The organism is Mesorhizobium sp. M1348 (assembly GCF_040317925.1).
Lineage (GTDB): Bacteria > Pseudomonadota > Alphaproteobacteria > Rhizobiales > Rhizobiaceae > Mesorhizobium.
In genome coordinates this window covers 1-21989 of sequence record NZ_JAMYLH010000035.1, presented here as the reverse complement: position 1 = coordinate 21989, position 21989 = coordinate 1, and the positions used below count along the sequence as shown (strand labels likewise).

Sequence of the window (21989 nt, the reverse complement as noted above, 5' to 3'; positions counted from 1 at the left end):
AAGATCCGCTTTCGGGATGATTGGGCTAAAGAGCCGACCTTCGTGTCTTAGTGCGGACCGCTTTGCGCCGTATCGCGACCTCCGCGAACGCCGTTGGGACTGTCATGTATCGACCCCTTTTCAGGCCTTCAAACGAGCACGGCCTAAGGGAAACGTTTGAGCCAAAGGGGTCACAGTCCGGTCGCGAGGCAACTGCCGCGAACAAACGGCGGGATAGGTGGGACTCGCTCGTCAGGGGCGCCGCGGCAGGTGAGCCAAGGCGTCGCGCGAGCCATAGTCTCAAGAGGCGTGATCTGTGGTATAGAGGCCGGTGAGGGCACGCCGGAAGCGCCGGCCCTACTTGCCTCTGGCGTGCGGCCTGCGTGTCGCGAACCTTCACTGAGGCTCACATGGAGCGGAAGCTCGCTGCCATCCTTGCCATCGATGTCGTCGGATACTCGGCGCTCATGGAGGCGGATGAGGCCGGCACCTTCGACCGGCTAAAACGTGGCCGCAAAGAGCTGTTCGAGCCGGAGATCGCGACGCGACATGGGCGAATCTTCAAGCTAATGGGGGACGGCCTGCTGGCGGAGTTCGGCAGCGTCGTGGATGCGGTCGAATGCGCGGTCACGCTTCAGCGCGGAATGGCAGAGCGTAACGCGAGCGTCGCCGAAGACCAGCGCTTCGAAGTCCGGATCGGAATCAACCTTGGAGAAGTGATCGTCGAAGGGGACGATCGCTATGGCGAGGGCGTGAACGTGGCGTCGCGCCTCCAACAACTCGCCGAGCCCGGTGGCATCTGCGTTTCAGAGAAGGTGTCCAAGGAGGTCAGGCAGAAGTTGGCGTTTGCGTTCGAGCCCATGGGCGAGCAGCGGGTAAAGAATATAGCCGAGCCGATATACTGCTATCGTGTGAACCTGCAGGTTCCGAGAGCCGCTCCGGCCGGCCGACTGACATCGCTGGAATTGCCCGACAGGCCCTCGATCGCGGTCTTGCCTTTTACCAACATGAGCAACGATCCGGAGCAGGAAACCTTTGTCGACGGCTTGACCGAAGACCTGATCACCGATCTCTCTCGCTGCGCTGGCCTCTTCGTAATCGCGCGCAACTCGACCTTTGCCTACAAGGGACGGCCGGTCGATGTGCGTTTGGCCGCGCGTGATCTTGGGGTGCGCTATGTGGTTGAAGGCAGCGCCCGGCGCGCCGCGGGGCGCGTGCGCATCAATGCGCAGCTGATCGACGCGGTCGGCGGCGATCATATCTGGGCCGAGCGCTACGACAGCAGCCTCGAGGATATCTTTGCAGTGCAGGACGAGGTCACGGCCAAGATCGTCGAAGCCCTTGTCGGCCGATTGGCCGGACAGCCGGCGCGCAAACGGCCGACGAGTCTCGAAGCCTATGACCTCTGCGTCCGAGCCCGCGGCGTCAGTTTTCAGACCGGGTTAGGCGCGCGGGAAGCGCGCATGCTCCTGGAAAAGGCGATCGGACTCGATCCCGACTATGCCGAAGCACATAGCTTGCTGGCCCTCAATCTTTGGCTCGGCTGGCTGTTCTGGAACGAGCCGAAGGAAACCAACCAGCCTCGCGCGCTCGCGGAAGCGCAGCGGGCAGTGGCGCTCGACCCTAACGATGCCGGGAACCGCTGGTTGCTGGGCATCATACTTGGTCACGAACGGCGCTTCCGGGAATCGGATGCCGAGTTCGAGGCGACCTTCAAGCTCGATCCCAATCATGCCGATGCCTGGGCGATGCGCTCGGATCTCATCACCTTAAGGGGCGACGCGGTCAAGGGCGTCGAATTCGTGAAGCGGGCGTTGCGGCTCAATCCGCACCCTCCAGGGTGGTACTATTGGATGGCGGGCCAAGCCTATTATGCGCTCGGCGACTATCAATCTGCGGTCGATGCCTTACGCAAGCCGGAAACCTACCGCACCACGTCGCGGCGCATCCTAGCGGCAGCCCTCGCGCAGCTCGGGCGCCTTGACGAAGCCCGTCAAGAGGCGGAATTCTTCCTGATGAGCGATCCCTATTTCAGCATCAGGCACTGGGCAACATCGCAGCCATTCGACGACGAAGAAGTGCTCCAGCGCTTCGTCGAAGGTTACCGCAAGGCTGGCCTTCCCGACTAAGGAGCGCATCGCTTTGGATCGCCGACTTGCTCTCGTCAGGACATACGCTCGTCTTTTGGCTATGAGGGCGATGCCAGTGGGTTCCATCGATCAATGACCGTTGATAGCGCAAAGCTGCCTTAGCGATGTCCGCTCTTGGTGAATCGACGGGACCGTAGGAATGACTGCCGTGCGGCGCAAGCTGTCATGCACGGCTCCGTTTGCGAGAGTCTGCTTCGGGTCAAAAGCAGCTGCTCGCGTCAGCCCCCTGCCGATCCTCAATAATCCGCAAATAAGCCGCCGTGACAAACAGCATGATCAGCCCAAACAAAATCCGCCGCGCTCCTTCCGGCATCTGCAGGATGGTCAGCAGCGTCGTCAGCACGGTGAGGATCAGCGCCCCAATGATGGTGCCGGTGTAGCCGCCGCGGCCACCGAAGGCAGCACCAGCGGTTCGACGAGCGACAGCGCCTTGATCAGGCGATGTAGAGCAGTGCCGGCGAGTACGCTCGAGATGACGTAGAGTGCCGTGATCACCCGCCAGTAGCGGACGCCGGACAGGCGCGTTGCCCATTCGTAGTCGCCGACGGCCGCCCGCGACGCTGGCCGTCGCATCCAATGCTCAGGCGGCGCCCGGCTTTGTTTGCGTGAATCTCGCCATGCCGCATTGCACAATCGCCTCGCCTGCGCAAAATGCGGCATGATCCGCAAATCCCTCACTGTCCTGGTGATCGATGAAAACCACATCCGCGCTTCGATAATCGAAGCAGGACTGCGGGAGGCCGGCCATCAGCAGGTCACGGTCATCCACGACGTCACCGGCATAGCGCGGCGGATCGCCGAGATCGAACCCGACGTGATCGTCATCGACCTCGAAAATCCCAACCGCGACATGCTCGAAAACATGTTCCAGCTCTCGCGCGTGGTGAAGCGGCCGATCGCCATGTTCGTCGATCGCTCGGACCAGGCGTCGATCGAAGCCGCGGTGGAAGCCGGGGTGTCGGCCTATGTCGTCGACGGCCTGCGCCAGGAGCGCGTCAAGCCGATCCTCGATATGGCGATCAGCCGCTTCAACGCGTTTTCGCGCATGGCGCGCGAACTGGAAGAAGCCCGCAGCGAATTGGAAAGCCGCAAGGTGATCGATCGCGCCAAGGGCATATTGATGAAGTCGCGCGGCCTGTCGGAGGACGCGGCCTATACGCTGCTGCGCAAGACCGCCATGAACCAGAACCGCAAGATCGCCGAAATCGCCCAGAGCCTGGTGACGGCGGCAGGCCTTCTGGATCCCGAGGAGAGTTGAGAATGGCGGCCGAGCACCGGATCAATGCTGGCTTCATGCCGCTCTTCGACAGCGCTGTCCTTGTCGCAGCGAAGGAAATCGGCTTCGCCTTGCGTGAAGGCATCGATCTGACGCTCAACCGGGAAACGTCCTGGGCCAACATCCGCGACCGCATCGCCATCGGCCATTTCGATCTGGCGCATATGCTGGGGCCGATGCCGATCGCCTGCAACCTGGGGCTGACGCCGCTCGCCTCCGACACGGTCGTGCCGTTTTCGCTCGGCCTTGGCGGCAATTGCGTCACGGTTTCGAACGCCGTCTGGGCGGGCATGGCCGCGCACGACGCCCGACCCGACCTCGATCCGGCGCGGGCCGGCAAGGCGTTGGGGGCGCTGATCCGCGAACGGGCGAATGCCGGCGGCGATCCGCTTCGCTTTGCCGTCGTCCATCCGCACTCCGGGCACAATTACGAACTGCGCTACTGGCTCGCCGCCTGCGGCATCGACCCGTCGCATGAGATCGAAATCGTCATCGTGCCGCCCCCCTTCATGGCCGACGCGCTCGCGGCCGGCAGGATCGACGGCTACTGCGTCGGCGAACCCTGGAACAGCGCCTCTGTCGTCGCCGGCACCGGCCATATCGCCACGGTCAAGGCGGCCATCTGGAAGACCAGCCCGGAGAAAGTCGTCGGCGTGCGCAAGGCCTGGGCGGAAAAACAGCCGGACGCGCTTTCGGCCCTGCTGCGCGCGCTGCATCATGCGGCGCGCTGGTGCCAGGATCCGGCAAACCGCGACGAACTCGCGGCCTTGATGGCGCAACCGGCCTTCCTTGGTCTGGCGCCGGCGCTGCAGATGCCGATCCTCAGCGGCCATCTTGCGCTCGGCGGCGGCGCCGAACTCAGCGTCGGCGACTTCTTTCTGCCCTTCGACAAGGCGGCGAACTTCCCATGGAAGAGCCATGCGCTGTGGTTCTACACGCAGATGGTACGCTGGGGGCATGTCGCGCATACGCCGGAAAACCTCGCTGTTGCCCGCGACTGCTACCGCCCCGATCTCTACCGCTCGGCGTTGAAGCCGCTTGGCGTGGCGCTTCCCGGTGCCAATGCCAAGGTCGAGGGCGCGCTGAAGGCCGCGACTCCAGTTGGTTCGGCGGGGGCAAGCCTGGTGCTCGGTCCCGACGGTTTCTTCGATGGCCAGATATTCGATCCCGACGAGATCGACGCCTACATTGCCGGCCAGAAATTGGCGCGCGCCGAAGCCTGATCATTTCCGCGGCATTCTTGTGCGCTGCACAAAAAATGTGCGTGCAAATGCGCTAATGAACAATCTTTGGCTTGCTCGCCCAGCGGGCCGGCGCGCCGACGATTTTGGCATGCCGTTGATCTCATTGATGTTTGTCGTCCATTCCGAAACTGGCACGGTTCCTGCTTTGTAATAGGCAGACTCTTCTCGGAGTCACGGAATGCGCGTCCAATGGCGGGCGCTACAGGCAAAGCTGCCGCTCAGGTCAACACGCGATCCCGGATGGACGGACGCGCGAGGCCTGGCCGGCGGCTTTTTTGTTTGGTCGAACACGCAATCGACGGCGCCGATCCCAAGCCGCGCCCAACCGGAGATGACGATGACGAAACGCATCAAGAGCCATTCCGCCCAAACGGCGATCAGCCGCCGGGATTTCCTGAGGATCAGCGCGGCCACCGCGGCAACGCTGGCGGCGGCGCGTGCGCTGCTGCCCTCCGGCGCCTATGCCGCGGCGGCCGCGCCGGAAGTCACCGGCGCCAAGCTCGGCTTCATCGCGCTGACCGATGCGGCACCGCTGATGATTGCCAAGGAAAAAGGCCTGTTCGAAAAATTCGGCATGCCCGATGTCGAAGTGCTCAAGCAGGCGTCGTGGGGGGCAACGCGCGACAATCTGGTGCTCGGCGGCGAAGCCAACGGCATTGACGGCGCCCATATCCTGACGCCGATGCCCTATTTGATGCACACGGGCAAGGTGACGCAGAACAAGCAGCCGCTGCCGATGGCGATCGTGGCACGGCTCAACTACGACTGCCAGGGCATTTCCGTCGCCCAGGAATATGCCGGCACCGGCGTCGGCATCGACGCCTCAAAGCTGAAGGAAGCCTTCGCTGCCAAGAAGGCCGCAGGCAAGGAGGTGAAGGCCGCCATGACCTTCCCGGGCGGCACGCACGACCTCTGGCTGCGCTACTGGCTGGCCGCCGGCGGCATCGATCCCGACAAGGACGTCTCGACCATCGTCGTGCCGCCGCCGCAGATGGTCGCCAACATGAAGGTCGGCAACATGGACGTGTTCTGCGTCGGCGAGCCGTGGAACGAGCAGCTCGTCCATCAGGGCGTCGGCTTCACCGCCGCCACCACCGGCGAACTGTGGAAGGGCCATCCGGAAAAGGCGCTCGGCCTGCGCGCCGCCTTCATAGACAAGTACCCGAACGCCACCAAGGCGATCCTGATGGCTGTCATGGAAGCCCAGCAATGGTGCGAAGCAAAAGAAAACAAGGACGAGATGGCCGCTATCATCGGCAAGCGGCAGTGGATGAACGTGCCGACCGCCGACATCATCGGCCGCCTCAAGGGCGACATCAATTACGGCAATGGCCGCGTCGCCAACGGCACCGACCTCTATATGAAGTTCTGGCAGGGCGGCGTGTCCTATCCCTTCAAGAGCCACGACAGCTGGTTCCTCGCCGAGAACATTCGCTGGGGCAAGTTCGCGCCGACCACCGACATCAAGGCACTGGTCGGCCAAGTCAACCGTGAGGATCTGTGGCGCGAGGCGGCCAAGGACCTTGGTGTCGCCGCGGCCGATATTCCGGCGTCTACGTCGCGCGGCCCCGAAACCTTCTTCGACGGCAAGATCTTCGATCCGGAGAACCCGTCGGCCTATCTCGACAGCCTGAAGATCAAGGTGTCGGCCTGAGCCTGACATAGACGCGCGGCAGGCGGTGGCAGCGCCGCCTGCCTTTCACGTGCCGCCAAGGAGTTTTTCGAAACAATGTCTATCCAAGCCATCGAGGACAGCGAGGTGAAGCCGTTCCCCGCACCGGCCAAGCCCGCCGAGGTCATCGCTTTCACCGCCAGGGCGCGGCGTCGCTTCGACCCGGCCGCGATCGCCGGCAAGCTGGCAAGCACGCTGGTGCCGCCGGTCATTGTTATCACCATCATGCTCGTCGTCTGGCAGGTCGCCTGTTCGTCGCCCACAGCCAGCCTGCCACCGCCAAGCCAGGTGTGGAACGAGGCCTATGACCTGATCGCCCACCCGTTCTTCGACAATGGCCCGCAGGACATCGGACTCGCCTGGCGGGTGCTGATGTCGCTGCAGCGCGTCGCCATGGGCTTCGGCCTGGCGGCAATCGTCGGCGTCGCGCTCGGCGCGCTCGTCGGCCAGTCGATCTGGGCGATGCGGGGCCTCGATCCGGTCTTCCAGATCCTGCGCACGGTGCCGCCGCTCGCCTGGCTGCCGCTGTCGCTGGCGGCGTTCCGCGATTCCAGCCCGTCAGCGATCTTCGTCATCTTCATCACCTCGATCTGGCCAATCATCATCAACACTGCGGTCGGTGTCCGCAACATCCCCGAGGACTACCGCAACGTCGCCCGTATCCTCCGGCTCAACCAGCTCGAGTTCTTCGTGAAGATCATGGTGCCGGCGGCCGCGCCTTACATCTTCACCGGATTGCGGATCGGCATCGGCCTGTCGTGGCTGGCCATCGTCGCCGCCGAAATGCTGACCGGCGGCGTCGGCATCGGCTTCTTCATCTGGGACGCGTGGAACTCGTCCCGCCTGCCCGACATCATCGTCGCGCTCGCCTATATCGGCGTCACCGGCTTCTGCCTCGACCGCCTGGTCGCGGCAGTCGGCGTCTTCGTCACCCGCGGCACAACGGCAAAGTGAGCAGAGGGACGATGACGGCCTATCTGAAGCTCGACCATATCGACAAATCCTTCGCCCGCGGCAGCCAGGTCAGCGACGTCCTGAAGGATATCCGGCTGACCATCGACAAGGGTGAATTCGTCTCGATTATCGGCCATTCTGGCTGCGGCAAGTCGACCTTGCTCAACCTGATCGCCGGCCTGACCAAGGTCTCCGCCGGCGCCGTCCTGCTCGAGGACAAGGAAGTCGACAGCCCTGGCCCGGAACGCGCCGTGGTGTTCCAGAACCACAGCCTGCTGCCATGGCTCACCGTCTACGAAAACATCAATTTGGCAGTCACGAAGGTCTTTGGCCGGAGCAGGAGCCGGGCCGAGCGGCATGACTGGATCATGCGCAATCTCGATCTCGTGCAGATGGCGCATGCCAAGGACAAACGTCCGGCCGAGATATCGGGCGGCATGAAGCAGCGCGTCGGCATCGCCCGGGCGCTGGCCATGGAGCCGAAGATCCTGCTGCTCGACGAGCCCTTCGGCGCGCTCGACGCGCTGACGCGCGCCCATCTTCAGGACGCGGTGATGGATATCCATTCGAGGCTCGGCTCGACGACGATCATGATCACCCATGACGTTGACGAGGCGGTGCTGTTGTCCGACCGCATCGTGATGATGACCAACGGTCCGGCGGCCACCATCGGCGAGGTTCTTCCCGTGCCGCTTGCCCGGCCGCGCCGACGCATCGAGCTTTCCTCCGACCGCACCTTCCTGCGCTGCCGCGAGGCGGTGCTGAAATTCCTCTACGAACGCCACCGCTTCGTCGAAGCCGCGGAGTAAGGCAATAACCGGAAACTCGTCATCATCATTGGCAATCTGCATCGGCAATGGGCAATCTACCGCATTGCACAAACATTATGCTGCTGTGCAAGGCATTCTGACTAATCTTTGATCCGCTGCCGAGCTTGGTCAAGAGTCGCGCGGCTGCGGTTCACATTGGTTTCATTAGATAATTCTGAGCGCTGTCGAATTGGCACGCTTCCTGCTTTTCAAAATGTAGGTCCGCAAGGGCCAAGTGACACGGCGTCCAATGGCGGGCGCCACAGGCAAAGCTGCCGCTCAGGTCCACACGCGCTCCCGGAACCCCGGACGCGAAGACCTGGCCGGCGGCTTTTTTGTTTTGACGCAATCGACGGCGCTGGTCCCAAGCGGCGCCCAACCGGAGACGACGATGATGAAACGGATCGGAACTGGGGCGTCCCTCGCGGACGTCACGCGCCGCGATTTTCTGGCCAGCAGCGCGCTGACGGCGATGCCGCGCCGCTGACAGTCGCGAACGAACAGACAAGGGCGGTGCCTCCCACGCCGCAAATCGGAGCCAGAAAATGACCGCAAATCTCCCAGCCGCGCCCAGCCAGGACAGTGCTCCCCGGCAGGCGCTTGTGATGTCCACCATCGCCTTCACCGTCTGCTTCGCGGTGTGGACGATCTTTTCAATCATCGGCGTGCGCATAAAGCAGGAGCTGGGGCTGAACGAGACGGAGTTCGGCCTGCTGGTCGGCACGCCGATCCTCACCGGCTCGCTCGTGCGTATGGTGCTCGGTGTCTGGACCGACCGTTTTGGCGGACGGCTGGTATACACCGCGACCATGCTTGCGGCGGCGGTCGCGACCTTCCTGCTCGCTTTTGCGCACACCTACGGGCAGATGCTGGTCGCTGCGCTTGGCGTTGGGCTCGCCGGCGGTTCCTTCGCCGTCGGTGTCGCGTATGTCTCGCGCTTCTTCCCGGCCGGCAAGCAGGGTACGGCGCTTGGCATTTTCGGTGTCGGCAATGTCGGCGCCGCGGTCACCAAATTCCTGGCACCGTTTGTGCTTCTCTCCTGGGGCTGGCAGTCGGTCGCGCTGATCTGGGCGGCAGCACTCGTCGTCATGGCCGCCGTCTTCTGGTTCACGACCGGCGACGATCCGGTCATTCGCGAGCGCCGCCACGGCAAGGCTGCACCCGCGGGAAGCTTCTTGCAGGAATTCGCGCCGCTCAAGAACCTGCAGGTCTGGCGTTTCGCCTTCTATTATTTCTTCGCCTTCGGTGCATTCGTGGCGCTCTCGCTGTGGCTGCCCCGCTACCTGATCGGCGTCTACGGCTTCGGGCTTGCGACCGCCGGCATGATCGGCGCGGCCTATTCAATTCCGGCAAGTATTTTCCGCGCCTATGGCGGCGTGCTGTCCGACCGGATCGGCGCCCGCACCGTGCTCTACTGGACCTTCGCTGTCAGTGCCGCCGCGACTCTCGTTCTGTCTCTCCCCTCGGCAGACTACGTCGTGCGCGGTGTCAGCGGGCCGATCGCCTTCCATTTCGAGGTCGGCCCGCTCGCCTTCATAGCCGTTGCCTGTGTGCTCGGCTTCTTCATGAGCCTTGGCAAGGCTGCCGTCTACAAGCACATCCCGGCTTACTATCCGCAGAGTGTCGGCGCGGTCGGCGGCGTTGTCGGCATGATTGGCGGGCTCGGCGGCTTTATCCTGCCAATCGTCTTCGGCGCGCTCAACGACCTCACCGGCGTCTGGTCGAGCTGCTTCATGCTGCTCTTCGTCATCGTCGCCACCTGCTTTGCCTGGATGCATTTTTCCATCCGGCGGATGGAGCGCACGGCGTCTGACGAAGCTTCAGGCCTTTCCTACGCGGCTGAGTGAGACCGGAGTGGATCAGGACATGACCGAGAAACTCGTTATCATCGGCAACGGCATGGCCCCTGGGCGCATGCTGGAGCACCTCCTGGAAAAGGCGCCTGGGCGCTACCAGGTCACCATCTTCAACGCCGAGCCGCGCGTGAACTACGACCGCATCATGCTGTCGCCGGTTTTGTCGGGCGAAAAGGCCTATGAGGAGATCATCATCCATGGCGACGGCTGGTACATCAAGCACGGCATCACCCTCTACAAGGGCCACAAGATCGTCGCCATCGACCGGCAGGCAAAGTCCGTCACCTCCGATCATGGCGTGACCGAGCCCTACGACAAGCTCGTCATCGCCACCGGCTCAGTGCCGTTTATCATTCCGGTGCCAGGCCATGATCTGCCCGGCGTGCTCACGTATCGCGATCTCGACGACGTCCGGGCGATGATGCTTGCCGCCCAGTCGCGGGCCAAGGCCGTGGTCATTGGCGGCGGCCTGCTCGGGCTCGAGGCAGCCGCGGGCTTGAATGCGCAAGGCATGGACGTCACCGTGCTGCACGTCATGCCGACGCTGATGGAGCGTCAGCTCGATCCGGCCGCCGGCTATCTCCTGCAGCGCGCCGTCGAGCAGCGCGGCATCAAGGTCATCACCAAGGCAAACACCCAGGCGATCACCGGCAACGGCAAGGTCGAGCGGGTGGAGCTTGCCGACGGCACCATCATCCCGGCGACGCTCGTCGTCATGGCGGTGGGCATCAGGCCGAATGCGGCGCTGGCGAAGGAAGCCGGCATTGCCGTCAATCGCGGCATCGTCGTCGACGCCGGCATGCGCAGCAACGATCCCGATATCTACGCAATCGGCGAATGCGCCGAGGTCAACGGCCAGGTCTACGGACTGGTCGCGCCGCTCTACGAGATGGCGCGCGTCGCCGCCAACCATCTGGCCGGTAATGAGGCGGCGGCTTTCGTCCACATGGACACGCCGACCAAGCTAAAGGTCACCGGCATCGAGCTGTTCTCGCTCGGTGACTTCGCCGAGGGCGATGACCGCCAGGAGATCGTGCTGCGCGATGCTGCGGCCGGCGTCTACAAACGCCTGGTGCTCAAGGACGACCGCATCATCGGCACCGTGCTCTATGGCGAGACGGCGGACGGCGCCTGGTTCAACGACCTCAAGAAGAAGCAGACCGACATATCCGAGATGCGCGATACGCTCATCTTCGGCCAGTCCTACCAGGGAGGCGCCCCCCTGGACCCTATGGCGGCCGTTGCAGCCTTGCCGGATGATGCGGAAATCTGCGGTTGCAACGGCGTATGCAAGGGAAAGATCACCGGCGCGATCACGGCCAAGGGCCTGACCTCGCTCGATGACGTGCGCGCCCACACCAAGGCGTCGGCCTCCTGCGGCTCCTGCACCGGGTTGGTCGAAAAGCTCATGGTGCTGACCATCGGCGACAAATACAACCCCGCGGCGGTCCAGCCGATGTGCAGCTGCACCGCGCTCGGCCATGACGAGGTCCGCCGGCTGATCAAGGCCAAGGGCCTGAAGACCATTCCCGCCGTCATGCAGGAGCTGGAGTGGAAGACCTCCTGCGGCTGCGCCAAGTGCCGGCCGGCGCTCAACTATTATCTCGTCTGCGACTGGCCCGACGAATACGCCGACGATTACCAGTCGCGCTTCATCAACGAGCGCGTCCACGCCAACATCCAGAAGGACGGCACCTACTCGGTGGTGCCGCGCATGTGGGGCGGGGTCACCAACGCCGCCGAATTGCGCGCCATCGCCGACGTCGTCGACAAGTTCGAGATCCCGATGGTCAAGGTCACCGGCGGCCAGCGCATCGACATGCTCGGCATCCGCAAGGAGGACCTGCCGGCGGTGTGGGCCGATCTCGGCCAGGCTGGCTTCGTCTCCGGCCACGCCTATGCCAAGGGACTGCGCACGGTGAAGACCTGCGTCGGCTCGGACTGGTGCCGCTTCGGCACGCAGGATTCGACCGGCTTGGGCATCCGTATCGAAAAATTCATGTGGGGCTCGTGGACCCCGGCCAAGGTAAAGATGGCGGTGTCGGGCTGTCCGCGAAACTGTGCCGAGGCGACCTGCAAGGATGTCGGCGTGATCTGCGTCGACAGTGGCTACGAAATCCATTTCGCCGGCGCCGCTGGCCTCGACATCAAGGGCACCGAAGTGCTCGGCCTGGTCAAGACCGAGGACGAGGCGCTGGAGCATATCGTGGCGTTGACGCAGATGTATCGCGAGCAGGGCCGCTATCTCGAGCGTATCTACAAATGGGCCAAGCGCGTCGGCATCGCCGAGATCAAGCGCCAGATCATGGACGATGGCGAGAAGCGCAAGACCTATTTCGACCGCTTCGTCTTTTCGCAGAAATTCGCCCAGGTCGATCCGTGGTCGGAACGTGCTTCCGGCAAGGACAAGCATGAATTCCGGCCGATGGCTTCGGTCGGCTTTGCGCAGGCGGCGGAGTAGGCGCGTGTTCCCGAGTGGAATGCGGTTTTCGGACAAGAACACGCGCAAAAGAGGAATGGCCACATGAATTGGGTATCAATTGGCACGCTCTCGGACATTCCGCGTCGCGGTGCGCGCTGCGTAGCCACGCCCGAAGGCAAGATCGCCGTCTTTCGCACGGCCGACGATCAGGTCTTTGCCATCGACGACCATTGCCCGCACAAGGGTGGGCCACTCAGCCAGGGCATCGTCCATGGCACGGCGGTGACCTGTCCCTTGCACAATTGGGTGATCTCGCTGGAGACAGGCAAGGCGCTCGGCGCCGACGAGGGCGCGGTGCGCACCATTGCGGTCCGGATCGACGGCGAGCGGCTGTTCATAGCGCTGGAAGCGCTGGCCAGCTGCGCGGCGTGAACCATGCAGATTGATGAAGCGCGCGAGGTGAGGACCACCTGCCCCTATTGCGGGGTGGGTTGCGGCGTGCTGGCGAAGGTCGCCGCGGACGGCGAAATAACCGTTCGTGGCGACCCGGACCACCCGGCGAATTTCGGCCGGCTCTGCTCCAAAGGCTCGGCGCTGGCCGAGACCATCGACCTCGACGGCAGGTTGCTATACCCGGAGATCCACGGTCGCCGCACCGACTGGGACGAAGCGCTCGACCTTGTCGCTTCGACCTTCTCGCAAACCATTGCCGAGCACGGCCCTGACGCGGTCGCCTTCTACGTCTCCGGCCAGTTGCTGACCGAGGACTATTACGTCGCCAACAAGCTGATGAAGGGCTTCATCGGCTCGGCCAATATCGACACCAATTCGCGCCTGTGCATGGCCTCGTCGGTCGCCGGCCACCGCCGCGCCTTTGGCTCGGACACCGTTCCGGGAAATTACGAGGATCTGGAACTTGCCGACCTGATCGTGCTGGTCGGCTCCAATCTCGCCTGGTGCCATCCAGTGCTCTACCAGCGCATTGCCGCCGCCCGGGAAAAGCGGCCCGAGATGAAGGTGGTGCTGATCGACCCACGCCGCACCATGACCTCAGATATCGCGGACATGCATCTGGCGATCGCGCCCGATGGCGATGTCGCTTTGTTCACAGGGCTGCTCGCCTATCTCGGCCAGCACAACGCACTGGACCGCACCTATATCACGGCGCACACGACCGGCTTCGGGCAAGCGCTTTTCGCCGCCTCGGCGCTCGATCTTGCCGGCATCGCGGCTGCCACGGGTCTCAGTGAGGACGAACTGGCCCGCTTCTACAGCCTGTTTGCCGCGACGGCGAAGACGGTGACCGTCTACAGCCAGGGCGTGAACCAGTCGTCTTCGGGCACCGACAAGGTCAACGCCATCATCAACTGCCATCTAGCCACCGGCCGCATCGGCAAGCCCGGCGCCGGGCCGTTTTCGGTGACCGGCCAGCCCAATGCTATGGGCGGCCGCGAGGTCGGCGGCATGGCCAACATGCTGGCCGCCCACATGGAGATCGAAAACCCCGAGCACCGCAACCGCGTGCAGCGCTTCTGGAATGCCCCAACCGTCGCCGAAAAACCCGGCCTGAAAGCGGTCGAGATGTTCCAAGCGGTGGCCGACGGACGCATCAAGGCGCTGTGGATCATGGCGACCAATCCGGTCGATTCGATGCCGGATGCCGATGCGGTCGAAGCGGCGATCAAGGCCTGCCCGTTTGTCGTGGTGTCGGACGTGCTGGGCGAGACCGACACGGTCCGCCATGCTCATGTCCGGCTGCCGGCGGCGGCATGGGGCGAGAAGGACGGCACCGTCACCAATTCGGAGCGCCGCATCTCGCGCCAGCGGGCTTTCTTGGCCAGGCCCGGCGAGGCAAGGCCAGATTGGTGGATCATCGCTGAAGTCGCCAAGCGGATGGGCTTTGGCGAGGCGTTTTCGCATGTGTCGCCGGCCGACATCTTCGCCGAGCATGCCGCGTTGTCGACATTCGAGAATGACGGGGCGCGCGATTTTGATATAGGCGCGTATGGCGATATCGGTGCAGAGACCTATGAGGATCTTCTGCCGTTCCAATGGCCAGCGCCGAGCCAAGGCACCCCCCTCTGGCCTGCCGGCCATCTCCCCCTCAAGGGGGGAGATTGGATGTCGCCACAGGTTTCGCCAATCGTTACCATTGCTGAAAAGGCGGTACCGGCAAAACTGCCAATCTCCCCCCTTGAGGGGGAGATGGCCGGCAGGCCAGAGGGGGGTGCCTGGCGCCAGCCGGAGGGCAAAAGCACCCGCTTCTTCGCCAACGGCGGCTTCTACACGCCCGACGGCAAGGCACGCTTCATTGCCATCCGCCCAGCCGCACAAACCCGCACCAACCCGGACTACCCGTTGGTGCTCAACACCGGGCGAGTTCGCGACCACTGGCACACCATGACGCGGACCGGCAAGAGCCCGCGCTTGTCGCAGCACATGGCCGAACCGTTCGTCGAAATCCACCCGGCGGATGCGCAGCACTATGGCATCGGCGATGCCGACATCGTCCGCGTCTCCACGGCTTATGGCGAGGTGCTAGTCCGCGCGCTGGTGACGGTGCGCCAACGCCGAGGCTCGGTTTTCGTGCCGATGCACTGGACCGATCAGTTCTCCGGCCGCGCGCGTATCGATGCACTGGTCGCGCCGACGACCGATGCGATTTCAGGCCAGCCGGCCTCGAAGAACGTTGCCGCCCGCATCGAGCGGTTCGCCGCCACGGCCTTCGGATTCGCCGTGCTTGCCGAACGGCCCGCATCCATCGACGCCGATTACTGGAGCCTCGCTCGCAGCCCCGCCGGCTGGCGCCTCGAAATTGCGCTGCGGTCCGGCCGCGACTGGACCGGGTTTGCCGCCTCCCTGTTAGGCATGGAAGGCGAGACGCTCGCCTATCACGACATCGCCGGCGGGCACCATCGCTTCGCTCGTTTCGCGGGCAGTCGGCTGGTCGGCGCGCTCTATCTTGCGCCGACCCCGGTAGCGGTGTCGCGCGGCTGGGCGGTCGAACAACTGGGTGCCGACCATGCCGATCGGCAGGCGCGGCTGGCGATTGTCGCCGGGCGGCCGGGCGGCAAGAGCGTCGACCGCGGTGCCATCGTCTGCGCCTGTTTCGGGGTCGGTGCCAACCAGATCGCGGAAGCGGTGCGCGGCGGCTGCACCAGCGTCGCGGCAATCGGCGCCGCGCTTCACGCCGGCACCAATTGCGGCTCTTGCCGCGCCGAGATCAAGACCATTATCGACGGTCGGCGTCTTCAAGCTGCGGAGTGAATGTGCCGAGGAACTCTGCCGCGCCGCTGCATGATGCTTACTAGCAATTTACAAACCATGGGCTACCAACGTTCTGACTTCGATTCGTTCGGAACGGGAACCCCATGAGCAAAGCCCTGACCTCATTCGCGCTTGCCGCCGTGCTGGCGGCCTTGCTGATGGCGCTCAGCCTGACGGTGGCCAGGCATGGCTATCCCTATGGCGCGATCGGCGCCAAGCGCTTGAGCGACGTCGCCGATGCGGGGACGTTCATTCCGCTCGCGGCGATCTATTTTTTCAGCGCACTGCTGATGATGGTTCTGCCGATCAGGCTCGCTGGCATCGTCCTGACACATGCCGCCGATGCGATCTTCTGGACGGTCATCGTGTTGTTTGCGGTCATCGTTGGATGTCTCGCCGCGAGATTTGCTTTCGGTCAGCGCGATGTGCTCTCGGCGCTGCTGAACTGGCGGTTCCTGTTTGTCGCAGCCGTCGTCGGATGCCATCTCTTCATCAACGAGCTGCGCCACAACATCCTGTTGAGAAGCCTGTTCTTCGTCGTCTTTGCCGCAGCGACACTGGCCTGCCTGTTTTGGTCCTTCACCGTCTGAGCATGTGCGACCGTCGGCAGACGGCTTAATTCTTGTCGACCGGTTTTGAACGCATTCGCGAAACGGTCTCACGCTCGGCCCGCTTCGAACGCATCGGCGGCAGGCCGCGGTCGATCAGGTCCATGTCTTCCAGCACCATGTCGCCCATCCGCTTGAAGGCGATGTCGAGCGCGCCGGCCCGGTGGGCGGAGCGCAGGAATCCCGGCAATGTGCGGACCGGGTGATCCTGGGCCAGAGGCTCCTCAGGAAAAACATCGCTGGCGGCGACGATATGGCCGCTGCGGACGGCGTCCATCAGTGCCGGAAAATCGACCACTCCGGCTCGGCTGAGCAGGATGAAAGCGGCTCCCTTGTGCATCCTGGCAAACGCCTCGGCACCAAGGAAACCCTGGTTTTCGCTGGTCACCGAAGCGACGACGAAGATGAAATCGCTGTTCGACAGAACGTCGTCGAGAGAGGCCGGCTCGACGCCGTTTTCGATCAGGATCGACGGCGGCAGCCACGGGTCGAAGACTTTTATCTGCGTGCGAAAGCCCGACAGTAGCCGGTTGAGCGCACGGCCAAGATCGCCGAAGCCGATGATGCCGACATCCGCACCGGAAAGAAGCCGCGCCGTCCGGTTGCCGTCGCCGCCCCACAGCTCCTTGCCCTGACGAAAAGCGAGGTCGGCATCGACGATGCCGCGGGCAAGGTTGAGCGCCATGGCAAGGCCGAGCTCGGCCACCGGTTCGGCAAAGACCAGCCCGGTGGTGACGACATGGATGCCGCGCGAAAACAGCGTCTCGTAGGGCATGTTGTTGATGAGGTTGCTCTCGACATTGAAGATGCAGCGCAGCGCCTTCATTTTTTCCAGCGTCTCCGGCGCGATAGGTGGCTGGCCGACGATGTAGCGGGTCTCGGCAAGCACATCGGCCGGCAGCGCCGCGACGCCTTCGGGCGATGTTTCGACGATGCGGTATTTCGATCGAAATTTCGCCAGCGCAGCCGGCGTGAAGATCAGGTCGAGCGTGCGCGGTTCGGGTGCGCTGATCACCAGCGGCAAGGCGCTGTCGGACATGATACCTTTCCTCCCGTGCGATCCGCGTCGCACCACACTAGAATCGTCTTTCCCGCCCCGACACCTATCACATGCCTGTCGAGGAGGAGAAGTTTGCCTGCCTTCGGCCTTGCGGTGCGGCGGTCGGTGGTCCAGATAGACGGCGATCGAAGGACGACAAGGAAGACAGCGACATGATCCCGTTTCGAAAGAACCTCATCGATGGCGAGTGGGTGGGCGATGCCGGCTCCCGCAACATCAACCCGTCCAATCTCGACGACGTGGTCGGCGAATATGCATCGGGAGGCGCCGAGCACGCCCGGCAGGCCATCGCGGCGGCGAAGGCGGCATTTCCGGCATGGTCGCGATCGGGCCTGCTGGCACGCCACGCGGTGCTGAGGAAGGCGTCGGACGAGATCACCGCGCGGAAAGATGAAATCGGCCGGGCCTTGGCGCGCGAGGAAGGCAAGACGCTGGTCGAGGGCATCGGCGAGACTGTCCGTGCCGCCCAGATATTCGACTTCTTCGCCGGCGAGACGCTGCGCCTGTCGGGCGAGCTGGCGCCAAGCGTGCGGCCCGGCGTCGGCGTCGAGATCACCCGCGAAGCGGTCGGCGTCGTCGGCATCATCACGCCGTGGAATTTCCCGATCGCCATCCCGGCTTGGAAAATCGCTCCGGCGCTGGCCTACGGCAACACCATCGTCTTCAAGCCGGCGGAACTCGTTCCGGAGAGCGCCTGGACCATTGTCGACATCCTGCACCGCGCCGGACTGCCCAAGGGCGTGCTCAACCTGGTGATGGGCAAAGGTTCGGTGGTTGGCCAGGCTATGCTCGACAGCCCTGACCTCAACGCCATTACCTTCACCGGCTCTGTCGGCACCGGCAAGCGTGTCGCCGCCGCCAGCGTCGAGCACATGCGCAAGTTCCAGCTCGAAATGGGCGGCAAGAACCCGCTTGTCGTGCTCGACGATGCCGACCTTGCCGTCGCGGTCGACTGCGCCATCAACGGTGCCTACTTCTCGACCGGCCAGCGCTGCACGGCGTCGTCCCGCCTGGTGGTGACGGACGGCATCCACGACCGCTTCGTCGAGGCGCTCAAGGACCGCATGGCCAAGCTGGTCGTCGGCGACGCTCTCGATGCCAAGACCCAGATCGGACCGGTTGTCGACCAGAGCCAGTTGAAACAGGACGAAGACTATATCGCCATCGGCCGTCAGGAAGGCGCGGACCTTGCATTCGGCGGCGAGCGGCTCGATCGTGAAACCCGCGGCTTCTATTTGCAACCGGCGCTGTTCACCGAAACCACCAACGCCATGCGCATCTCGCGCGAGGAGATTTTCGGACCGGTCGCCAACGTCATCCGCGTCAAGGATTATGATGAGGCGCTGACTGTGGCCAACGACACGCCGTTCGGGCTGACGTCCGGCATCTGCACCTCGAGCCTCAAGCATGCCACGCATTTCAAGCGCAATTCGGAAGCCGGCATGGTCATGGTCAACCTGCCGACTGCCGGCGTCGACTTCCACGTGCCTTTCGGCGGGCGCAAGGGATCGAGCTACGGCCCGCGCGAGCAGGGCCGCTATGCCGCAGAGTTCTACACCACGGTGAAGACCGCTTACACGTTTGCCGGCTAAGAAAAGGCGGCAGACCAGCCAGGCAGGCGAGCAAGTCGATGACATCTGAGAATACCGACCTGACCTGGCTCAATCCGCCGCCGCACCATGCCTTCGGCAACAATACGGTGCATGTGCGGACCGGCAAGGAGACCGACTTCTGGCGAGAGACGTTCTACGGCTTCTGGCGTGATAATGGCCATTTCCTCTATCGTGAGGTCGAGGGCGATTTCAGCGCCGAAGTCACGGTCAAGGGGCACTATGAGGTGCTTTACGATCAGGCCGGGCTTATGGTCCGCCTGAGCCAGACCCATTGGATCAAGGCCGGCATCGAATACACCGACGGGCTGATGTATTTTTCCGTCGTCGTCACCAACGATGCCTCCGACTGGTCGCTGGCCAGCATTCCGGCCGATCCGGACGGGGTCAGGATCCGCCTGACCCGCCATGCCGAGACGATCCGTGTCCAGTATCTGGACGCGACCGACAAGCACTGGAAACCGGTGCGGCTTGCCTATTTCCCGCCGTCGAAAACGGTCGATGTCGGCATGATGTGCTGTTCGCCGCAGCGCGAGGGCTTCGAAGTGACATTCAGCGATTTTTCGATCGGCCCGCCGATCTCGCGGGAGCTTCACGACTGAGGCGCCGCGATGCGGTCGGGCGGTTTGCGTCCGGCCTGCCTCAGTAGGTCGCTCGGCCGCCGGAGACGTCGAAGACGGCAGCCGTCGTGAACGAGCATTCCTCGGACGCGATCCAGCAAATCAGCGCCGCCACCTCCTCGACCTCGCCGAACCGCGCCATCGGTATTTTGGACAGCATGAAGTCGATGTGCTGCTGGCTCATCTGCTGGAAGATTGCGGTGCGCACGGCCGCCGGCGTGACGCAGTTCACCGTCACCTTGGTCTTGGCCAACTCCTTGCCGAGCGACTTGGTCATGCCGATCACCGCCGCCTTGGAGGTGCTGTAGGCCGAGGCGTTCGGGTTACCTTCCTTGCCGGCAATCGAGGCGATGTTGACGATCCTGCCGTAATTGCGTTCGAGCATATGCGGGACCAGCGCTTTGTTGCAGAAGAAGACGCCGTTGATGTTGATGTCGATGACCCGGCGCCAATCCTCCACCGAATACTCCCAGGCCGTCATGTTCGGTCCGGTGATGGCAGCGCTGGTGACAAGCACATCGACTGCGCCAAGCGCTTTGATCGTCTCTCCGGCGGCGGCTTCGACCGCTAGGGGGTCGGCGACGTCGAGGGTCACGCTGTGCAGGCCTGGAACACTGGCCTTGGCCTGCTCGATCTGGGCGGCATCGCGATCCCAGACCGAAACACGCCCGCCTTCGTCAGTGATCCTTTGCGCGACCGCCAGGCCGATGCCTGAGGCGCCGCCGGTGATAACAGCAGATCGTCCGGCAAATCGTCCCGCGAAACTCATCGGCATGTGGTCTTCCTCCCAATTGGCGGCGAATGTGAAGTCAACGGCCGACAAGTTCAAGCGCGGACTTGCAACCTCAGAACAGCTTGTGATGGGCCAGCACCGGGCAATTGGACGGGACTGCCTCCTGCCCAAATCGTCTCGTCCCGTACTGAGAGAACTGCAGGAACGACGCGCCCGGTTGGCATCCGGGTGACAGGCGGCGCCGGATGGGTTATATTGCACTGCACAATGCGAGCGCCTGCAGGCGAGCCTCCCATCGATCCGATGAATCGGCCCATGAAATCGGCATTGAGCTGCAAGGACGGAAAACCGCTACCGAGATGAAGATTCCAAAATCTCTGTTGATCGATCCGGACAAGAACACGGTCTATGGCAGCTTTGCCGTTGCCGTCTCTATCTGGGCGTTCTCCTACTCGACCATTTTCGGCCAGGCTATGATCCTGGCCTACTATGCAGTCTGGCTGCCGCTCATCCTGGTCGACTACCGGAAGATATTAAGGCACGCTTCCAGCGCCTGGCTTCCGCTGGCCTTTGCGACCTATGTCTGCTTCTCGGTGTTCTGGTCGGCAGCTCCCGGCACCACGGCAAGGACAGCCGTCCAATATTGCTCCCACATCGCCTGCGCCTATATTGCCGCGCGCACCGTCAGCGTCCGGACCTTGACCATAGGCGCCCTGATCGGGATTTTCGTCGTCCTGCTCTACTCGCTCAAGGTCGCGAGTTATTCCTATGACGTTCTCGATGGCACGTATAATTTCGTCGGCGCGTTCAGCTCCAAGAACCAGATTGGCTTTGTCGCATCGCTTGGCATCTATTTCTGCGTTGTCTACCTCGCCTTTCTCAGGCGCGGCAGGATAAGCTTTTTGTTGATCGTACCGATTGTCCTTCTGTCGGGCTATCTGCTGGTCGTGTCGCATTCGGCCACTTCGATGGCATCGACCCCAGCGGTTCTGGCTCTGGTCGCCCTGCTTTCCATCGGCAAGCTGCTTTCGCTCCGACATCGCCGGGTGATTTTCATGATCGGTGCGGGCGCGCTGGTCGCCTGCACCGTGATTGCGCTGAATCTCGGGCTGATGGATTTTGTCCTTGGCCTTTTCGGCAAGGATTCGACGCTCACCGGACGAACCTACCTCTGGCAGCAGGGCTGGAATGCCGCGCAGCAAGCGCCCATCCTCGGCGTCGGCTACGCGGCCTATTGGGTGCAGGGCTTCTCCGAGGCCGAGCGGCTGTGGAACGAATTCTACATCGCCGCGCGAAGCGGCTTCCACTTCCACAACACCTACATCGAGACCTTGGTGGAACTCGGCTTCGTCGGTGCGACACTGCTTTCGCTGATCATCCTGCGCACGCTCTGGGGTCACGTCTCGGCGCTGATATTCAGGACATGGCAAGCCGACTCGGTGATTCTTGCCGGCGTCATGGTGCTTCTGTTCATCCGCTCCTTCGTCGAGGTCGAGACCCTCAACCCCTACATCATGGGATCGTTCCTGCTGTATTACAGCTACTTCAAGCTGGTGAGGGTGCCGGCCGTTGCTCCTTCCCGGTGGAGCGCCGTGAACCATCTCGAGGAACCGGACGCCGTGCGAGGCTAGATGTTTGATCCCGGGCTTTGATGGTTCATCATTGTCGTCCGAATCAAAGGATGCACTATGGGCCAGGTTCTGCATGGGAGCGCCACAACGACAGAGGC

17 protein-coding genes and 1 pseudogene are annotated in these 21989 nt (G+C 63.3%); 15 read left to right on the top strand and 3 right to left on the bottom strand.

Features of this window, described 5'->3' with window-relative positions; genetic code table 11:
* The first annotated feature begins 389 nt into the window (after positions 1-389).
* Positions 390-2108 (top strand): adenylate/guanylate cyclase domain-containing protein, encoded by a 1719-nt coding sequence (locus NKH13_RS31360; protein WP_352916674.1) that lies wholly within the window; start codon positions 390-392, stop codon positions 2106-2108.
* Positions 2109-2328: 220 nt separating this feature from the next.
* Here the strand turns inward: NKH13_RS31360 and NKH13_RS31355 are convergent.
* Positions 2329-2678, bottom strand: a pseudogene (locus NKH13_RS31355) (ABC transporter permease); the annotation flags it as partial.
* Between the two features lie 109 nt (positions 2679-2787).
* Between NKH13_RS31355 and NKH13_RS31350 the strand changes: the two are divergent.
* The 11 genes from NKH13_RS31350 (at position 2788) to NKH13_RS31300 (ending at position 16219) form a co-directional block, all read left to right on the top strand.
* The gene (locus NKH13_RS31350) at positions 2788-3387 is read left to right on the top strand and encodes an ANTAR domain-containing response regulator (RefSeq protein ID WP_352464414.1); all 600 of its coding nucleotides are present in this window, start codon (positions 2788-2790) and stop codon (positions 3385-3387) included.
* 2 nt (positions 3388-3389) lie between these two features.
* On the top strand, positions 3390-4628 hold the full coding sequence (locus NKH13_RS31345) for a CmpA/NrtA family ABC transporter substrate-binding protein (RefSeq protein ID WP_352721516.1): 1239 nt from the start codon (positions 3390-3392) through the stop codon (positions 4626-4628).
* 358 nt (positions 4629-4986) lie between these two features.
* On the top strand, positions 4987-6303 hold the full coding sequence (locus tag NKH13_RS31340; RefSeq protein WP_352916673.1) for a CmpA/NrtA family ABC transporter substrate-binding protein: 1317 nt from the start codon (positions 4987-4989) through the stop codon (positions 6301-6303).
* Between the two features lie 75 nt (positions 6304-6378).
* Positions 6379-7275 (top strand): nitrate ABC transporter permease, encoded by an 897-nt coding sequence (gene ntrB, locus NKH13_RS31335; RefSeq protein ID WP_352721512.1) that lies wholly within the window; start codon positions 6379-6381, stop codon positions 7273-7275.
* Between the two features lie 11 nt (positions 7276-7286).
* A complete protein-coding gene (locus tag NKH13_RS31330; RefSeq protein ID WP_352721510.1) occupies positions 7287-8084 on the top strand; it encodes an ABC transporter ATP-binding protein in 798 nt (265 codons plus the stop codon).
* Positions 8085-8334: 250 nt separating this feature from the next.
* Positions 8335-8571, top strand: a complete 237-nt coding sequence (locus tag NKH13_RS31325) for a hypothetical protein (protein ID WP_352721508.1) — start codon at positions 8335-8337, stop codon at positions 8569-8571.
* Positions 8572-8629: 58 nt separating this feature from the next.
* The gene (locus tag NKH13_RS31320) at positions 8630-9931 is read left to right on the top strand and encodes an MFS transporter (RefSeq protein ID WP_352721506.1); all 1302 of its coding nucleotides are present in this window, start codon (positions 8630-8632) and stop codon (positions 9929-9931) included.
* Positions 9932-9950: 19 nt separating this feature from the next.
* On the top strand, positions 9951-12401 hold the full coding sequence (gene nirB / locus NKH13_RS31315) for a nitrite reductase large subunit NirB (protein ID WP_352721505.1): 2451 nt from the start codon (positions 9951-9953) through the stop codon (positions 12399-12401).
* A gap of 63 nt (positions 12402-12464) precedes the next feature.
* The gene (gene nirD / locus NKH13_RS31310) at positions 12465-12794 is read left to right on the top strand and encodes a nitrite reductase small subunit NirD (protein WP_352721503.1); all 330 of its coding nucleotides are present in this window, start codon (positions 12465-12467) and stop codon (positions 12792-12794) included.
* Positions 12795-12797: 3 nt separating this feature from the next.
* On the top strand, positions 12798-15629 hold the full coding sequence (locus NKH13_RS31305; protein WP_352721502.1) for a nitrate reductase: 2832 nt from the start codon (positions 12798-12800) through the stop codon (positions 15627-15629).
* A gap of 104 nt (positions 15630-15733) precedes the next feature.
* Positions 15734-16219, top strand: coding sequence for a hypothetical protein (locus NKH13_RS31300; RefSeq protein WP_352721501.1), 486 nt, complete (start codon positions 15734-15736; stop codon positions 16217-16219).
* A 25-nt stretch (positions 16220-16244) separates the two neighbouring features.
* On the opposite strand, the gene NKH13_RS31295 is transcribed toward NKH13_RS31300, so the two are convergent.
* Positions 16245-17276, bottom strand: a complete 1032-nt coding sequence (locus NKH13_RS31295) for a hydroxyacid dehydrogenase (protein ID WP_352721500.1) — start codon at positions 17274-17276, stop codon at positions 16245-16247.
* Between the two features lie 176 nt (positions 17277-17452).
* Here NKH13_RS31295 and NKH13_RS31290 point away from each other — a divergent pair, with 176 nt between their 5' ends.
* Together NKH13_RS31290 and NKH13_RS31285 are read left to right on the top strand one after the other, a co-directional pair.
* Positions 17453-18889, top strand: coding sequence for an aldehyde dehydrogenase family protein (locus NKH13_RS31290; protein ID WP_352721553.1), 1437 nt, complete (start codon positions 17453-17455; stop codon positions 18887-18889).
* A gap of 38 nt (positions 18890-18927) precedes the next feature.
* The gene (locus NKH13_RS31285; RefSeq protein ID WP_352916669.1) at positions 18928-19509 is read left to right on the top strand and encodes a DUF1349 domain-containing protein; all 582 of its coding nucleotides are present in this window, start codon (positions 18928-18930) and stop codon (positions 19507-19509) included.
* A 40-nt stretch (positions 19510-19549) separates the two neighbouring features.
* On the opposite strand, the gene NKH13_RS31280 is transcribed toward NKH13_RS31285, so the two are convergent.
* Positions 19550-20302, bottom strand: coding sequence for an SDR family NAD(P)-dependent oxidoreductase (locus tag NKH13_RS31280; RefSeq protein WP_352721497.1), 753 nt, complete (start codon positions 20300-20302; stop codon positions 19550-19552).
* Positions 20303-20619: 317 nt separating this feature from the next.
* Here NKH13_RS31280 and NKH13_RS31275 point away from each other — a divergent pair, with 317 nt between their 5' ends.
* Positions 20620-21891, top strand: coding sequence for an O-antigen ligase family protein (locus NKH13_RS31275; RefSeq protein WP_352916667.1), 1272 nt, complete (start codon positions 20620-20622; stop codon positions 21889-21891).
* The last annotated feature ends 98 nt before the right edge of the window (positions 21892-21989 follow it).

Coding starts and splice junctions, on each gene's coding strand:
- NKH13_RS31330 (WP_352721510.1), top strand. CDS start 7,287: ATGACGGCCTATCTGAAGCTCGACCATATCGACAAATCCTTCGCCCGC.
- NKH13_RS31275 (WP_352916667.1), top strand. CDS start 20,620: ATGAAGATTCCAAAATCTCTGTTGATCGATCCGGACAAGAACACGGTC.
- NKH13_RS31305 (WP_352721502.1), top strand. CDS start 12,798: ATGCAGATTGATGAAGCGCGCGAGGTGAGGACCACCTGCCCCTATTGC.
- NKH13_RS31345 (WP_352721516.1), top strand. CDS start 3,390: ATGGCGGCCGAGCACCGGATCAATGCTGGCTTCATGCCGCTCTTCGAC.
- NKH13_RS31285 (WP_352916669.1), top strand. CDS start 18,928: ATGACATCTGAGAATACCGACCTGACCTGGCTCAATCCGCCGCCGCAC.
- ntrB (WP_352721512.1), top strand. CDS start 6,379: ATGTCTATCCAAGCCATCGAGGACAGCGAGGTGAAGCCGTTCCCCGCA.
- NKH13_RS31300 (WP_352721501.1), top strand. CDS start 15,734: ATGAGCAAAGCCCTGACCTCATTCGCGCTTGCCGCCGTGCTGGCGGCC.
- NKH13_RS31360 (WP_352916674.1), top strand. CDS start 390: ATGGAGCGGAAGCTCGCTGCCATCCTTGCCATCGATGTCGTCGGATAC.
- nirD (WP_352721503.1), top strand. CDS start 12,465: ATGAATTGGGTATCAATTGGCACGCTCTCGGACATTCCGCGTCGCGGT.
- NKH13_RS31320 (WP_352721506.1), top strand. CDS start 8,630: ATGACCGCAAATCTCCCAGCCGCGCCCAGCCAGGACAGTGCTCCCCGG.
- NKH13_RS31350 (WP_352464414.1), top strand. CDS start 2,788: ATGATCCGCAAATCCCTCACTGTCCTGGTGATCGATGAAAACCACATC.
- NKH13_RS31325 (WP_352721508.1), top strand. CDS start 8,335: ATGGCGGGCGCCACAGGCAAAGCTGCCGCTCAGGTCCACACGCGCTCC.
- NKH13_RS31280 (WP_352721497.1), bottom strand. CDS start 20,302: ATGCCGATGAGTTTCGCGGGACGATTTGCCGGACGATCTGCTGTTATC.
- NKH13_RS31295 (WP_352721500.1), bottom strand. CDS start 17,276: ATGTCCGACAGCGCCTTGCCGCTGGTGATCAGCGCACCCGAACCGCGC.
- NKH13_RS31340 (WP_352916673.1), top strand. CDS start 4,987: ATGACGAAACGCATCAAGAGCCATTCCGCCCAAACGGCGATCAGCCGC.
- nirB (WP_352721505.1), top strand. CDS start 9,951: ATGACCGAGAAACTCGTTATCATCGGCAACGGCATGGCCCCTGGGCGC.